The 14257-nt window shown below is 71.8% G+C and carries 17 protein-coding genes; 12 read left to right on the forward strand and 5 right to left on the reverse strand.

All coding sequences use genetic code 11. The features are described 5' to 3' along the window. Nucleotides 1–57 precede the first annotated feature (57 nt). The 5 genes from IQ210_RS38950 to IQ210_RS38970 all read left to right on the forward strand — a co-directional run bounded on the left by IQ210_RS38950 (nucleotide 58) and on the right by IQ210_RS38970 (nucleotide 5690). The gene (locus IQ210_RS38950; RefSeq protein WP_194083994.1) at nucleotides 58–1149 is read left to right on the forward strand and encodes an LLM class flavin-dependent oxidoreductase; all 1092 of its coding nucleotides are present in this window, start codon (nucleotides 58–60) and stop codon (nucleotides 1147–1149) included. Beyond that, nucleotides 1146–1859: a CE1759 family FMN reductase gene (locus tag IQ210_RS38955; RefSeq protein WP_194083995.1), complete on the forward strand. Its 714-nt coding sequence runs from the start codon at nucleotides 1146–1148 to the stop codon at nucleotides 1857–1859. Before IQ210_RS38950 ends, IQ210_RS38955 begins: the two co-directional genes overlap by 4 nt. Before the next feature lie 117 nt (nucleotides 1860–1976). Next, nucleotides 1977–2744, forward strand: a complete 768-nt coding sequence (locus IQ210_RS38960; protein WP_194083996.1) for a response regulator transcription factor — start codon at nucleotides 1977–1979, stop codon at nucleotides 2742–2744. Continuing rightward, nucleotides 2745–4160 carry a HAMP domain-containing sensor histidine kinase gene (locus IQ210_RS38965; protein ID WP_194083997.1) on the forward strand — a complete coding sequence of 472 codons (1416 nt, stop codon included), beginning with the start codon at nucleotides 2745–2747 and terminating at the stop codon, nucleotides 4158–4160. A 264-nt stretch (nucleotides 4161–4424) separates the two neighbouring features. Further along, entirely contained in the window at nucleotides 4425–5690 is a 1266-nt protein-coding gene (locus tag IQ210_RS38970; RefSeq protein ID WP_322657778.1) for an ArgE/DapE family deacylase, read from the forward strand. Between the two features lie 3 nt (nucleotides 5691–5693). Here IQ210_RS38970 and IQ210_RS38975 read toward each other — a convergent pair whose 3' ends face one another. Next, on the reverse strand, nucleotides 5694–6578 hold the full coding sequence (locus IQ210_RS38975; protein WP_194083998.1) for a LysR family transcriptional regulator: 885 nt from the start codon (nucleotides 6576–6578) through the stop codon (nucleotides 5694–5696). A gap of 85 nt (nucleotides 6579–6663) precedes the next feature. Here IQ210_RS38975 and IQ210_RS38980 point away from each other — a divergent pair, with 85 nt between their 5' ends. The 7 genes from IQ210_RS38980 (at nucleotide 6664) to IQ210_RS39010 (ending at nucleotide 11637) form a co-directional block, all read left to right on the forward strand. Further along, entirely contained in the window at nucleotides 6664–7578 is a 915-nt protein-coding gene (locus IQ210_RS38980) for an EamA family transporter (RefSeq protein ID WP_194083999.1), read from the forward strand. Between the two features lie 11 nt (nucleotides 7579–7589). Beyond that, nucleotides 7590–8264: an NAD(P)-dependent oxidoreductase gene (locus IQ210_RS38985; protein ID WP_194084000.1), complete on the forward strand. Its 675-nt coding sequence runs from the start codon at nucleotides 7590–7592 to the stop codon at nucleotides 8262–8264. Between the two features lie 44 nt (nucleotides 8265–8308). Further along, a complete protein-coding gene (locus tag IQ210_RS38990; RefSeq protein ID WP_194084001.1) occupies nucleotides 8309–8962 on the forward strand; it encodes a hypothetical protein in 654 nt (217 codons plus the stop codon). Between the two features lie 78 nt (nucleotides 8963–9040). Then, nucleotides 9041–9535, forward strand: coding sequence for a MarR family winged helix-turn-helix transcriptional regulator (locus tag IQ210_RS38995; protein WP_194084083.1), 495 nt, complete (start codon nucleotides 9041–9043; stop codon nucleotides 9533–9535). 227 nt (nucleotides 9536–9762) lie between these two features. Beyond that, nucleotides 9763–10380 (forward strand): DsbA family protein, encoded by a 618-nt coding sequence (locus IQ210_RS39000; RefSeq protein ID WP_194084002.1) that lies wholly within the window; start codon nucleotides 9763–9765, stop codon nucleotides 10378–10380. Between the two features lie 37 nt (nucleotides 10381–10417). Continuing rightward, nucleotides 10418–11224, forward strand: coding sequence for an MBL fold metallo-hydrolase (locus IQ210_RS39005; protein ID WP_194084003.1), 807 nt, complete (start codon nucleotides 10418–10420; stop codon nucleotides 11222–11224). A 2-nt stretch (nucleotides 11225–11226) separates the two neighbouring features. After that, a complete protein-coding gene (locus IQ210_RS39010; RefSeq protein WP_194084004.1) occupies nucleotides 11227–11637 on the forward strand; it encodes a nuclear transport factor 2 family protein in 411 nt (136 codons plus the stop codon). A gap of 15 nt (nucleotides 11638–11652) precedes the next feature. On the opposite strand, the gene IQ210_RS39015 is transcribed toward IQ210_RS39010, so the two are convergent. The 4 genes from IQ210_RS39015 to IQ210_RS39030 all read right to left on the reverse strand — a co-directional run bounded on the left by IQ210_RS39015 (nucleotide 11653) and on the right by IQ210_RS39030 (nucleotide 14237). Further along, on the reverse strand, nucleotides 11653–12639 hold the full coding sequence (locus tag IQ210_RS39015; RefSeq protein ID WP_194084005.1) for an iron-containing redox enzyme family protein: 987 nt from the start codon (nucleotides 12637–12639) through the stop codon (nucleotides 11653–11655). After that, a complete protein-coding gene (locus IQ210_RS39020; RefSeq protein WP_194084006.1) occupies nucleotides 12636–12869 on the reverse strand; it encodes a CDGSH iron-sulfur domain-containing protein in 234 nt (77 codons plus the stop codon). The genes IQ210_RS39015 and IQ210_RS39020 overlap by 4 nt, the downstream gene beginning before the upstream one ends. Further along, on the reverse strand, nucleotides 12853–13539 hold the full coding sequence (locus IQ210_RS39025; protein WP_194084007.1) for a HemK2/MTQ2 family protein methyltransferase: 687 nt from the start codon (nucleotides 13537–13539) through the stop codon (nucleotides 12853–12855). Before IQ210_RS39025 ends, IQ210_RS39020 begins: the two co-directional genes overlap by 17 nt. A gap of 95 nt (nucleotides 13540–13634) precedes the next feature. Continuing rightward, entirely contained in the window at nucleotides 13635–14237 is a 603-nt protein-coding gene (locus tag IQ210_RS39030) for a flavodoxin family protein (RefSeq protein ID WP_194084008.1), read from the reverse strand. Nucleotides 14238–14257 lie beyond the last annotated feature (20 nt).

Consider the following 14257-nt stretch of genomic DNA (forward strand, 5'->3'; position numbering starts at 1 on the left):
CGTGGTGGTCGTTCAGGGGTATAGTTGAACGGTCAACAACTTGGAGGATGATCGGCCATGCAGTTCGGGATTTTCAGCGTCGGTGACGTCACTCCGGACCCCACCACGGGCCGGACGCCGACCGAGCGCGAGCGCATCAAGGCCATGGTCGCCATCGCGCTGAAGGCCGAGGAGGTCGGGCTCGACGTCTTCGCGACCGGCGAGCACCACAACCCGCCCTTCGTGCCGTCCTCGCCGACCACCATGCTCGGCTACATCGCCGCCCAGACCGAGCGGCTCGTGCTGTCCACCTCCACGACCCTCATCACCACCAACGACCCCGTGAAGATCGCCGAGGACTTCGCGATGCTCCAGCACCTGGCCGACGGGCGCGTCGACCTGATGATGGGGCGCGGGAACACCGGGCCGGTCTACCCGTGGTTCGGGCAGGACATCCGGCAGGGCATCAACCTCGCCGTCGAGAACTACGCCCTGCTGCGCCGGCTGTGGCGCGAGGACGTCGTCGACTGGGAGGGGAAGTTCCGTACGCCGCTCCAGGGGTTCACCTCCACCCCGCGGCCGCTGGACGACGTACCGCCGTTCGTCTGGCACGGCTCCATCCGCTCGCCCGAGATCGCCGAGCAGGCCGCCTTCTACGGCGACGGCTTCTTCCACAACAACATCTTCTGGCCGGCCGACCACACCAAGCGGATGGTCGAGCTGTACCGGACGCGGTACGCCCACTACGGGCACGGCACCCCCGAGCAGGCCATCGTCGGCCTCGGCGGGCAGGTGTTCATGCGGGCCAGGTCGCAGGACGCGGTACGGGAGTTCCGGCCGTACTTCGACAACGCGCCCGTGTACGGACACGGACCGTCCCTGGAGGACTTCACCGACCAGACGCCGCTGACCGTGGGCTCGCCGCAGGAGGTCATCGAGAAGACGCTGGCCTTCCGCGAGTACGCCGGTGACTACCAGCGCCAGCTGTTCCTGGTGGACCACGCCGGGCTGCCGCTGAAGACGGTCCTCGAACAGCTCGACATCCTCGGCGAGGAGGTCGTTCCGGTGCTGCGCGAGGAGTTCGCTAAGGGACGCCCGGACGATGTGCCGGAGGCGCCTACCCATGCGTCGCTGCTGGCCGCCGTGAAGAAGGAGACTGTGTCGTCATGAAGCTTGTCGTCGTCTCGGCGGGGCTGAGCGTGCCCTCGTCCACGCGGTTGCTCGCCGATCGGCTGGCCACGGCCGTGAAGCGGGAGACACCCGTCGACGTGCGGGTCGTCGAGCTGCGGGAGCTCGCCGTGGAGATCGCGCATTTCTTCACCAACGGGTTCCCGGGCAAGGCACTGGCCGCCGCGCAGGAGGCGGTGGCCGGGGCCGACGGGCTGATCGTCGTCACGCCGGTGTTCTCCGCCTCGTACAGCGGGCTGTTCAAGTCCTTCTTCGACGTCCTCGACAAGGACGCGCTGGTCGGGAAGCCGGTGCTCGTCGCCGCGACCGGGGGCAGCGCGCGGCACTCACTCGTGCTGGAGCACGCGCTGCGGCCGCTGTTCGCCTACCTGCGGGCCGTGGTCGTGCCGACCGCCGTCTACGCCGCGTCCGAGGACTGGGGCGCGGAGGGGCTGGAGGGGCGGATCGAGCGGGCTGCGGGGGAGCTGGCGGGGCTGATGGCGGGGTTGTCGTCGTCGTTGTCGGTCTCGGGGAGGTCGGCGGTGGGTGCGGCGGGTGCGGCGGGTGCGTCGGGTGCGGCGGGTGCGGCTGTGGAGTCGCCGGGTACGTCGCGTGCGGCTTCGGAGGTGCCGGCTGCGCGGGGCGGGGGCGACGCTGGGTTCGAGGTCGTGCCCTTCGCCGAGCAGCTGGCCGCGCTGGCGCCCAAGCGGTGAGAAGACGGTAGGGGTACGGGGTGCGGTTGCCTCTGTGACGGTGAGAGAGGGGTAAAAAGGCTGATCGTCGGGTCGCTCACCCGGCTGAACCGGCGGATGCCTTGGCAGTATGGAGGCGTGCCTCAGACCGTGCTGCTCGCCGAAGACGACCGCGCCATCCGTCATGCGCTGGAGCGCGCCCTCACCCTGGAGGGCTACCGGGTCACCGCGGTCGCCGACGGGGTCGAGGCGCTCGCGCAGGCCCACCGCACCCCGCCGGACGTGCTGGTCCTCGACGTGATGATGCCCGGCATCGACGGGCTCCAGGTGTGCCGGGTGCTGCGGGCCGAGGGCGACCGGACGCCGATCCTGATGCTGACGGCGCTCGTGGAGACCCAGGACCGGATCGCCGGCCTTGACGCGGGCGCCGACGACTATGTGCTGAAGCCGTTCGACGTCGAAGAGGTCTTCGCCCGGCTGCGGGCGCTGTTGCGGCGGACGGGTGGTGCGGGGGTGAGCGGGAGCGCGAGTGGGGGCTCTCCCGGTGGGGCGAACGGAGCTGCGGGTTCCGGGCCTGTCGACGTGGCCCAGAAGGTCGTACCCGAGCGGTATCTCGAAGCCGCCGGGCTGCGGATGGATCCGCAGGCGCGGCGGGCCTGGCGGGACGGGCGGGAGCTGGAGCTGACCCGTACCGAGTTCGAGCTGCTGGAGCTGCTCGTCCGCAACGCCGGGATCGTGCTCGACCACTCGACCATCTACGACCGGATCTGGGGCTACGACTTCGGGCCCGGGTCGAAGAACCTCGCCGTCTACGTCGGCTATCTGCGGCGCAAGCTCGACGAGCCGGGGGCGCCGCAGCTGATCCACACCGTGCGCGGCGTGGGGTACGTGCTGCGGGAGGACTGAGTGGGACGCCTCGCGCGGCTGCTGCGTCGGCGGCGGCCCGGGCTGGTGTCCCTCGGGACCACGTTCGCCGTCTCCTTCGCGGCCGTCACCGCCGCCGTCACCGTGCTCGTCGGCATCCTCTCCTACAGCGCGGCCGCCCGGCTGGTCCGCGTCGACCAGCAGTCCGTGTTCGACGAGGTCGTGCAGGATCTGCGGGACGAGGTGCGGCAGCACCGGATGTCGCCGGAGGACTTCTCGTCGTCGGCGCCGGGGCATGATCTGGTGCGGCCTGCCCGTACGGACGTGCAGGTGCTGGGGGCGGACGGGTCCGTCGTCGATCCCGGTAGTCCTGGGCTGCCGGTCACCGATGCGGATCGGGTTGTCGCGCGGGCCTCCGACGCCGGGGAGCTGACCGAGCACAAGGACGTCGACGTCGGCAGCGACGTGTATCGCGTGGCGACCGTGTCGCTCGGGGGTGGGCGGGGGGCCGTGCAGGTCGCCCAGGAGTTCAGTGACACCGAGGATCTGTTGCAGGCGCTTCAGCAGCGGACGCTCATTCTCATGGCGGCCGTGGTGGTGGGTGCCGGGTTGTTCGGGTGGTGGCTGGCTCGGCGGATCACTCGGCGATTGGTTGTTCTTACGGGTGCTGCGGAGGACGTCGCTCGTACTCGGCGGCTGGGAGTTCAGGTGCCGGTGACGGGTTATGACGAGGTGGGGCGGCTCGGGCGGGCCTTCGACCGGATGCTCGGGAGGCTCGCGCAGTCGGAGGAGGATCAGCGGCGGCTGGTGCAGGACGCCGGGCATGAGCTTCGTACGCCGTTGACCTCGTTGCGGACCAATATCTCGCTGTTGCGGCGGATCGACGAGTTGCCTCCTGAGACTCGGGAGGAGTTGGTTGCCGACCTTGGGCAGGAGGCGCGGGAACTCACTGATTTGGTCAATGAGTTGGTCGAGCTGGCCGCCGGGCAGTCTGATACCGAGCCGCCTCAGCGGGTGGATCTCGCCGACATCGCGGAGGACGTGGCGGGGGTGGCTCGGCGGCGTACCGGGCGGGAGATCCTCGTGCGGGCCAGCGGGGACACGTCGACCGATGGGCGGCCGGGGATGTTGACCCGGGCGGTGTCCAACCTCGTGGAGAACGCGGTGAAGTTCGACCGGGAGGGGCGGGGGCCGGTGGAGATTCGGGTGGCTGGGCCTGCGCGGGCCGGGGTGGTGCGGGTGGAGGTGCTGGATCGGGGGCCCGGGATGGGGGACGAGGATCTCGTGCGGGTCTTTGATCGGTTCTATCGGGCTGCGGATGCTCGGTCGTTGCCGGGGTCTGGGCTGGGGCTGTCGATCGTGCGGGAGGTTGCGTTGGCGCATGGGGGTGCGCCGTTCGCCGTTCGGCGGGACGGGGGCGGGATGGTTATCGGGTTCACCGTGGGGGGCGGGGTCTGAGCCGCGGGTGCGGGTGCGGGTGCGGGTGCGTTCGGGTTCGCGTTTGCGCGGTTCGGTTCGTTGGGGGTCGGGGCCGTGCCGGGGGGTGTCCGTCCTCGGAACGGCGCGGAATCGGGCGTTCAGATAAGGCGCCCGTGTTGACGCGCCAACCGCTGCGGGCGGACACCCCCCGACACGTCCCCTTCCCGCCGTTGCGCGCTTGCGGGGCCGTGCCACCTGGGGAGGGATGGGGCGTTGCATCATCCGTTTCCCGGGAGGCCCGCCGTGTTGCTCGATCATGAAGCTGCCGTGCTCGATGCCATTGATGAGGCTGCTGTCGGGCGTACGTTGATGGAGCTCATCGCCGTTCCGAGTGTGACCGGTAGTGCGGCTGAGGGGGAGATTCAGCAGCTGTTGGCTCGGCGGCTGGAGCTTCTGGAGCTCGATGTTGATCTGTGGCGTATGGATCTCGATGCCTTGCGTGCGCATCCTGAGTTTCCCGGGACCGAAGCACCTCGTGAGGAGGCTTGGGGGCTGGTCGGGCATCTGGGTGAGGGTGGGGACGGGCCCCTGTTCGTGTTGCAGGGGCATGTTGATGTGGTGCCGGGTGGGGATCTGGGGGCTTGGGTGGGGGATCCCTTTGTGCCTCGGGTGGTTGGGGATGTTGTTCATGGGCGGGGGGCCTGTGACATGAAGGGTGGGATTGCCGCGCAGTTGGCTGTGTTGGGGGCGTTGCGGGATGCCGGGGTGCGGCTTCGGGGGCGGGTCGGGGTGCATTTTGTCGTGGGGGAGGAGGACGGGGGGCTGGGTGCCTTCGGCACCTTGCAGCGGGGGTACGGGGGTGATGTGTGCGTCATCGGGGAGCCGACCGGGGGGACGCTGGTCACCGCCAACGCGGGGGCGCTCACCTTTCGGCTGACTGTCAAGGGGCTTGCCGCGCATGCCAGTTCGCGGGAGAAGGGGGTCAGTGCCGTCGATGCGTATGTGGGGGTGCATCGGGCGTTGGGGGAGTTGGAGGCGCTGCGTAATCGGGAGCCGCATCCGTTGCTCGCCGAGTATCCGATCCCGTACGCGCTGTCCGTGGGGACCGTGCGGGCCGGGGACTGGGCGAGCAGTGTGCCCGATGTGCTGGTGGCGGAGGGGCGGCTCGGGGTGCGGATCGGGGAGGAACCGGCCGCTGCTCGGGAGGAGTTCGAGCAGTGGGTGGGGGAAGTGTGCGGTCGTGATCCGTGGTTGCGGGAGCATCCTGTGCAGGTGAGCTGGCCTGGGGGGCAGTTCGCCAGTGGGCGGCTGCCGGAGGGGCATCCGTTGGTTGGGGTGTTGCGGGACGCGTATCGGGATTCGGGGGGTGGTGGAGCTCTGCGGGAGCGGGGGGCCACCTATGGGAGCGATCTTCGGTTGTATGCGGGGGCCGGGGTGCCTGCCTTGCAGTACGGGCCGGGGGACATCGAGGTCGCCCACAGTGCGCGCGAGTGTGTCTCCGTGGGGGAAGTGGTGGGCGTGGCACGGACGTTGGCACTTGCCGTGCTGCGGACCGTCGGGGTCAGGTGACGGTCAGTCCGGGACGCCGAGGACCTTGAGCATCGCCCTCGTCGCCGGGCTCGGGTTGAAGCGGCTCCAGATCAGGTACTCGATGCGGCGTGGGCCGTCGGCCACCGGGATCAGGGCCAGGGCCGGGTCCGCCGCTGCGAGCGGGGTGATGAAGGCTGAGGGGAGGAGTGCCACGCCCAGGCCTCGGGCGACCAGGCGGGTGATCAGCTCGACGACTCCGGCCTCGTAGGCGACGTCGCGGGTCAGGCCCGCGGCGGCGAACGCCTGGTCGGACTGAGCGCGGGCGGGGGTGCCGGAGACGAAGTCCACGAAGGTCTCGTCGGCGATCTGACGCAGGGTGACCTGGGGTGTGCCGGCCAGGGGGTGTCCGGCCGGGACGAGGAGGGCGTGCTTGTCGTGGTCCAGGGCCAGGGCCTCCACGTCCGTGGGGCGCTGGCTCTCCGGCAGGCCCAGGAACGCGATGTCCAGCTTGCCGTTCCGGACGGCCGCCGCCAGGGCGTCGCTGCGGCCGGAGCGCAGGTCGACCCGGACCTGCGGGTGCCGCGCCCGGTAACGCTGGAGCAGCTCCGGTACGTCCACCGCGGCCGTCGTCACGATCACGCCCACGGCGAGCCGGCCCCGTACCACCCCCGTCGCGGCCGCGGCGTCGGCCGCCGCGCGGTCGGCCGCGGCCAGGCACTCGCGTGCCGCGGTGACGAACGCCTCGCCCGCGCTGGTGAGTTCGACGCGTCGGCTCGTGCGGGCGAAGAGCTTCACGCCCAACTCCCTTTCCAGGCCCGCGATTCGGTGGCTGAGGGATGACTGGACGACGTCGCAATGTTCCGCGGCTCGGGTGAAGTTGCGGGTTTCGGCGACCGCTACGACGTAGCGCATCTGCTGGAGGTCCATGGTCGGCATTATGTATGTGTGGCGTGCATCGCTGCCATCTCAATGATGCTTTGGATTCATTGGTCTTCGCGTTGACACTCGGCCTATGACTGCCTTGCTCGAACGGCCGCCGGGCACCTCGCAGGTTCGGCAGGCCTCCAACGTCGCGCTCACCGCGCTGGCCCCGGCCGCCTGGGGCACCACGTACGCCGTGACCACCGAACTGCTGCCGCCCGGGCACCCGTTGTTCTCCGGGCTGATGCGTGCCCTGCCCGCCGGACTGGTCGGGCTCGCCCTGACCCGGGTGCTGCCGCGCGGGGCGTGGTGGTGGAAGGCGGCGGTGCTCGGCGTGCTCAACATCGGTGCCCTGTATCCCCTGTTGTTCGTCGCCGCCGAACGGCTTCCCGGCGGAGTCGCCGCCACCCTCGGCGCGACCCAGCCCCTGCTGGTCGCCGGGATCGCCGCCGCCGTGCTGCACGACCGGCCGACCCTCTGGCGCTGGGCCTGGGGTGTGGCCGGTGTCGTCGGGGTCGGGCTCGTCGTGCTCGGGCCGGGGGCGCGGCTGGATGTCGTGGGGGTGGTGGCGGGGCTCGGTGGTACGGCGTCCATGGCCGCCGGGATCGTGCTGCTGAAGCGCTGGGGGCGGCCGGCCGGGGTCGGGCCGTTGGCGTTGGCGAGTTGGCAACTCGTGGGCGGGGGGCTGGCGTTGGTGCCGCTTGTTTTGGTCGGCGAGGGGGTGCCTCAGCGGATCGACTCCGGGGCCGTCGCCGGTTATCTGTGGCTCGGCAGCATGGGCGGGCTCATCGCCCACATGCTGTGGTCCCGCGGGATCGGCAGGCTGCCGGTCGGCGCCTCGGCCCCGCTGGTGCTGCTGTCCCCGCTGGTCGCCGCCGTCGTGGGCGTCGTACTGGGCGAGTCGCTGAGTCTGCCGCAGACCCTCGGGTTCGTGCTGGCGCTGGCCGCGATGCTCGCGGCGCAACTGGATGCCCCGGGGTGGGGCAAGTGGAGGGGGAGACGTTGATGAGGACTGACATGACCGTTGCCGTGCTCGGTGCCACCGGGATGGTCGGGCGTCGGGTGGTCGCCGAGGCCGGGGCGCGGGGGCATCGGGTGCTCGCCTTGTCGCGGAAGGGAGAGACGGTGGGGGACGGTGACACCGGGGTCGCGGTCGACGCCGGTGACTCGGCCGCCCTTGCCGAGGTGCTCGTGGGATCCGGTGCGGACGCCGTTGTCCTTGCCGTGCGGAGTCATCCGGCCGACGAGGAGTTTCTCGTGGGGGTGACCCGTACTGTGCTCGACGCCGCCGCGCGGCTCGGTGCCCGGGTGCTCGTGGTCGGCGGTGCCGGGGCCCTGCGCAGCCCGGGGGAGGGGGAGCTGTTGGTCGCCCATGACCCTGTGTATGTGCCGGATGCGCTGCGGGCCGTCGCCGAGGCCGGGGTTGCTCAACTTCGGGTGTGCGAAGGGCACTTCGGGGCTGACTGGGTCTATCTGAGTCCGCCCGGGCTGTTGGAGCCGGGGGAGCGGACCGGGCGTTATCGGCGCGGAACCGACACGTTGCTCACCGACGCGGGTGGGCGGTCGTGGATCAGTGCCGAGGATCTGGCCGTCGCCGTACTCGATGAACTGGAGGGCGGTGGTGGGGCGCGGCACTTCACCGTGCTGGCGGAGGTCGCGGATGAGTACCTGTACCCAGGGCGGGGCGAGTGATCGCGCCCATCCGGTGAGGCCCGGGGGCGGCTTAGCGTCCTTCCATGTCCTCGAACGCCTCCCCTTCCCGCCCCTCCGGCGCCGGTGCGCTCGGCTGTGGCTGTGTCGCGCTGGTCGCCCTGCTCGGTGTCGTCGTCCTGCTGTTCGTCGGGCTCGCCTGGGGTTCGGCGGGGTCGACGGACTACCCCCGCGTCGCGCCCGAGGAGATGGCGGACCGCGCCTTCGAACGGTCCCAGGAGGCGTACGACGTCCTGGGGTTCACGCGGACCGTGCGGCCGGGCGTCGAGAAGGTCGGCGTCAGCACGGAGAACACCTTCGACTCCGGGTTCTGCTACGACGGGGGGCTGCTGGGCATGGACGACAGGACCGTCGACGGCGCCTACACGATGAGCCACGCCTGGGCCCTGGACCATGTGCCGGCGAGCCAGGCCGTGCCCGGGCTGCGGCGGCTGCACGAGCGGTTGCGGGACGAGGGCTGGGAGGTCACGTCGTACCGGGAGGGCACGAACGGGCAGGACTGGAGCCTGTTCGTGCAGCGGGACGGCGGCGACGAGCGGATGTCCTTCACCTGGTTCCGGGACCGCGAGTACTTCATGGGCGGCGCGAGTGTTCCGTGTGCGTACGACCCCGCCTGGGAGGAGGGTGACGTCGGGCCCGCGGGGGACTACCTGCGGCCGCCTGTGTTCGGGCCCGCGTAGACACCGGCGGGCAGGCCGGGCGCCGTACACGGCATGATCGGGGGACTGCACACGGCAGACGGGAAGGGCGGCGGGGACGTGGACGAGCGGGCGGAGATCTCTTCGGCCAAGGAGGCCGCCGACAATCCGCTGGTGCTGGCCTTCGGGCGGCTTCAGGGGGCGGCCAACCGGCTGGAGTACATCCTGGGCCGGGCCCTGGAGGAGGAGTGCGGGATCAGCCACCTCATGTTCGAGGTGCTGCTCATCCTCGGACGGGCCGAGGGGGCCGGGCTGTCCATGCGGGCCGTCGCCCAGGAGCAGGTGCTGACGACCGGCGGTGCCACCCGGCTCGTCGACCGGATGGAGGCGGCGGGGCTCGTCGAGCGCGCCGAGGACCCCGGTGACCGGCGCGGGAAGCTGGTACGGCTGACCGAGCTGGGGGAGCGGACGGCGGTACGGGCCTCGCGGGTGCACGTGGAGAACATCCGGCGCTACTTCCTGGCGCCGCTGCCGCCCGAGGACCACGACCGGTTCGCCGAGGACCTGCGCATCCTGAGCCACTCGGCGCGGGATGTGCTGCCTCGGCTGCCCTGAGGCGGGCGGGCGCAGGGTTCGAGGCTGCGGGCCGCCTCGGCCCAGGTCGGTGGGGTTCGAGCTGCGGGCCCTGGGCGACGTTGGTTCACTGACAATCGGCGCTCAGGTGTGGCGGCTGTCACATCGCCGGTCATCTCCTCAGGGAAATATCTGACGGATCAGTTACTGTTCTGTCAGGTGAACTGCTCGCGTCCGGCGGGCGCCCCCACCCTTTGCCGAGGTCCTCGATGAAGCTCGTCTACGTCTTCGACGCCTACTGCGGCTGGTCGCACGGTTTCTCCGGCACCCTGCGCGAGGTCGTCTCCCGCCACCCCGAGCTGCCCGTCGAGGTCGTCTCGGGCGGCCTGTTCACCGGGTCGCGCCGGGTGCCGATCCGGGAGTTCGGCTACGTCCAGGGCGCCAACGCCCAGATCGCCGAGCTGACCGGCGCCGAGTTCGGGCCCGCCTACGACCGGCTGATCGCCGACGGCTCCTTCGTGATGGACTCCGAGGCCGCCGCCCGCGGGGTCGCCGCCCTGCGCCAGGCCGCCCCGGACCGGGCAGCCGAGCTCGCCGTCGCCCTCCAGCGGGCCTTCTACGTCGACGGCCTGAGCCTTTCCGACCCCGCCACCTACCGGACCGTCGCCGAGGCCGCCGGTCTGGACGCCGCTGCCGTCGTCGCCGCCTTCGAGGCGCCCGCGGCCGACGACGCTGCCGAGGCCGACTTCCGCCGGTCGGCCGAACTGGGCGTCACCGGCTTCCCCACCCTCCTCGGCTTCGACGGCGACCTCGTCACCGTCCTCGCGCACGGCCACGCCACCGCCGACGACGTCGACCGGCGGCTCGCGTCCGTCCGCATCCACTGACTTCCCCGTCCCCACCCCTCCCCGCAAGGAGCCCTCGATGAGCACCCTCGACTTCAAGGTCCTCGACCTCGACTTCCCGGCCGGCAGCAAGAACAAGACCGCCACCCTCGTCACCGGCGAGACCGAGGCCCTCCTGGTCGACGCCGCCTTCACCCGCGCGGACGGCCACCGCCTCGTCGCCGAGATCCTCGACTCCGGCAAGACGCTCACCACCGTGTTCGTCTCTCACGGCGACCCCGACTTCTACTTCGGCGCCGAGGTCGTCGCCGACGCCTTCCCCGAGGCGAAGTTCGTCGCGACCCCGATCGTCATCGAGCACATCAAGCACTCCTACGAGGGCAAGCTCAAGGCCTGGGCCGCCCTCGGCCCCAACCTCCCCACCCGCCTCGTCGACCTCGAGCCCCTGACCGGCGACCTCACCCTCGAAGGCCACCGCTTCGAGCTCAAGGGCGGCGTCCCCGAGCTGTCCGACCGCCACTACCTGTGGCAGGCCGAGCACCGTGCCCTCCTCGGCGGCGTCCTGCTCTTCCAGCAGGAGCACGTCTGGGTCGCCGACACCGCCACCCCCGCCTCCCGCGCCGCCTGGATCAAGCTCCTGGACGAGATGGCCGCCCTGGAGCCCGCGCTCGTCGTCCCGGGCCACCGCCTCCCCGGCACCGCCGCCGACGCCTCCGCCATCACCGCCACCCGCGACTACCTCGTCGCCTTCGAGGAGGAGCTCGGCAAGGCCGCCGACGGCGCCGCGCTCACCGAGGCCCTCGTCGCCCGCTACCCCGACAACGGCATGCTGATCGCCGCGCAGATCGGTGCGAAGGTCGCCAAGGGCGAGATGAAGTGGGGCTGACCATGAGCGACTTCGCCACCTCCACCGCGCCCGCCGACGTCGTACGCCGCCAGTACCTGGCCTCCGCCGCCGGTGACCTCGACGCCCTGCGCGCCACCCTCGCCCCCGACGTGGAGTGGACCGAGATGGCCGGCTTCCCGCTCGCCGGCACCTACCGCACTCCCGAGGGCGTCACCTCCAACGTGATGGAGAAGCTCGGCCAGGACTGGGACGGCTGGACCGCCCACGACGACACCTACGTCGTCGACGGCGAGAACGTCGTCGTCCTCGCCCGCTACAGCGCCGTCAACAAGGCCACCGGCAAGGCGATCGACGTCCGCGTCGCCCACGCCTTCGTCGTCCGCGGCGGACTCATCGTCCGCTTCGAGCAGTTCGTCGACACCGCGCTCGTGCGGGACGCGATGACGGACTGATCCGTCAGCGGTCCGTCATGGGCCGCGCAGTGCCGTCGCCCCCTGCCGCCAGGCTCCCAGCAGCCTGGCGGCCAGGCGTTCTTCCAGGTACGTCGTCGCGCGGACGCCGAACGCCACGTCGGCGTCCAGCTCCGGCTCGCTCTCCAGGAGACCGGCGACGACGTCCTGCCGTACGACCTGCTCGTGCACGGCGTCGGCCTCGACGTGCTCGGTGTAGAACCGTACGGCCGCCGGGCCCGCCCCCACCCGGCGCAGTGCCTCGGCCAGGCGGCGGGAGCCGGGGGACGAGGTCACCTCCACGGCGGCGAAGTGGCCGACCAGCGCGCCGCGCAGCGCCCGGTGCAGACCGAACAGGGTCATCATGTTGACGGTGGCGAGCGCCTCGGCCGGGGACGCGTCGACGTAGTGGCCGTACGCCGTCTCCAGCTTCAGGTCCGTCATCAGGTCGGCGAACAGCTGCGCGTGGATCTCGTCCGGGCGGCCCGCGCCGAACTCGTCGAACTCCACCGCGACCATCCCCGCCTTGGCCCGCCCGTGCAGCCGGGGGATGACCCAGGCGTGCGGGTCGGCCTCCTTGAGGTGGTAGAGCGAGCGCAGGGCCGCGTACTCGCGCAGCTGGTCGAGGGTGCCTTCGTCGCGCAGGAAGAACGACACGCTCGTGCCGTCGGGGTCGGCGGTCGGTTCGAGCTGGAGCTCGTCAAGGGCGGTGGTGGCGGTCGTGCCGGTGGTGGGTACGTCCTCGCGCAGGGCACGCAGGAAGCGGTCCTCGAGGGTGGCGCGGCAGGCGAGCAGGGCGCTGTCCCACTCCAGGGTGTCGGGTACGTCGCGGAAGCCGCGGTAGTGGAGTTCGTAGAGGGTGTAGAGGGCGAGTTGGAGGTCGTCGCCGTAGGCGGGGGAGTCCGGGACGTTCTGCGGGGCCGGGGCGCCCAGCAGGGCGGCCCGTACCGCTGCGGAGAGCGGGCCGCGGGGGGTGGGGAGCGGCGGGGGGAGGCGCCTGGTCATGTCTGCGAGCCTTCGTCGGACGCGGTGCCGGTGCGGCGCTCGCGGCGGCGGTGGCTGGTGTCGCACCACGGGTACAGGCGGCTGCGGCGGCAGGTGCAGACCGCGACCTCGAAGCGGTCGGAGACCGTCACCTCGCCGTGCTCGTCGACCACTTCGACCGGCCCCTCGATCAGCAGGGGCCCGTCGCGCTGGACGCGGATGCGGCGGGGGCGGTCAGAGCGGGCGGCCACGGATCACCACCAGTTCCTCCGTCACGTCGCCGTTCACCAGGCCCGTCTCGCGCAGCCAGCCGAGCCGGGAGCGCAGCACCGGGCCGAACGGCAGCCGGGTGCGGTCGACGACCTCCGCGCACAGACCGGCCTCGGTGAGCCGGGCCAGGGTGGCGTCGACGCCGCACAGATGCGAGTGGACGAGGAGCAGGGCTCCCGTGGGTTGCAGGACGGTCGGTGCGGAGTCGCAGACCCTGTCGATCAGCAGACGGCCGTCGGGCCCGGCGTCCCAGGCGCGGGCCGGGCCGCGGGGCGGGGCCGCGTCTGGGGCGGGGACGTAGGGCGGGTTGGCGAGCACCAGGTCGAAGCGGCGGCCGGGGACCGCCGAGGCGAGGTCGCCGTGGCGGACGCGCAGGCTCTGGCCGTTCAGCACGGCGTTGAACCAGGCGGCCGCGACCGCCCGCCAGGAGATGTCGACCGCGGTGACCCGGCCGCCGAGCCGTGCCGCCTCGACTGCGAGCGCCCCGCTGCCGGTGCCGAGGTCCAGCACGTCCGTCCGGTCCGTGATCGGTTCGCGGTGCAGGGCCCGCCCCAGGAGCCGGGTGTCGGCCTGCGGCGCGTACACGCCCCGGGGGACCCAGCAGCGGCGGGGGTCGGCGGGGGTGGGGCAGCCGACGGTGGTGGGGGTCATGGGGTTCCTGGGGTCTGTCGGAGGCCGAGGGGGTTCCAGGGCGCTGCGGTCATGGGGTGCGTGGGGTGGCTGCCGCGGGGCGCGGCCCGGTCTCGTCAGCCCGGCGGGCCCAGCGGGTGGGACGTCAGGGCGCGGGCCACGCCGTGGAGGTTGTCGGCCATCGTGCGACCGGTGCTGTGCGCCCAGTCGCGGCCCTTCACCTCGTCCAGGTAGTCGGGGCCGGGGCCCGGGCCGAGATGCCAGTACGTCCAGGCCTGGCCGGGGATCGTGTAGCCGATGTCCGCCAGCGCTCCGGAGATCTCGCTGATGACGTGGTGGGCGCCGTCCTCGTTGCCGGTGACGACCACGCCGGCCACGCGGTTGTAGGCGACGGGCCGCTCCTCGTCGTCCGTCTCGGTCATCATCGCGTCCATGCGTTCCAGGACGCGCTGCGCGACCGAGGACGGCCGGCCCAGCCAGGTGGGCGAGGCGACGACGAGGATCTCCGACTCCAGGAGCCGGTCGTGGACGCCGGGCCACTCGTCGCCGTCGCCGGCGTCGGTGACGACCCCGGGCGCGATGTCGAGGTCCACGGCGCGTACGGAGGAGACCTGGACGCCGTACCCGGACAGCCGGGCGGTGACCACCTCGGCCAGCGCCTCGGTGTTGGAGGGCTCGGGGGACGGCTTGAGCGTGCAGTTGATGACGAGTGCCTTCACGGTTCCTCCGGGCTGGGAAG

It is taken from the genome of Streptomyces justiciae, assembly GCF_015163075.1.
In the GTDB taxonomy this organism is placed as follows: Bacteria; Actinomycetota; Actinomycetes; order Streptomycetales; family Streptomycetaceae; genus Streptomyces; species Streptomyces justiciae.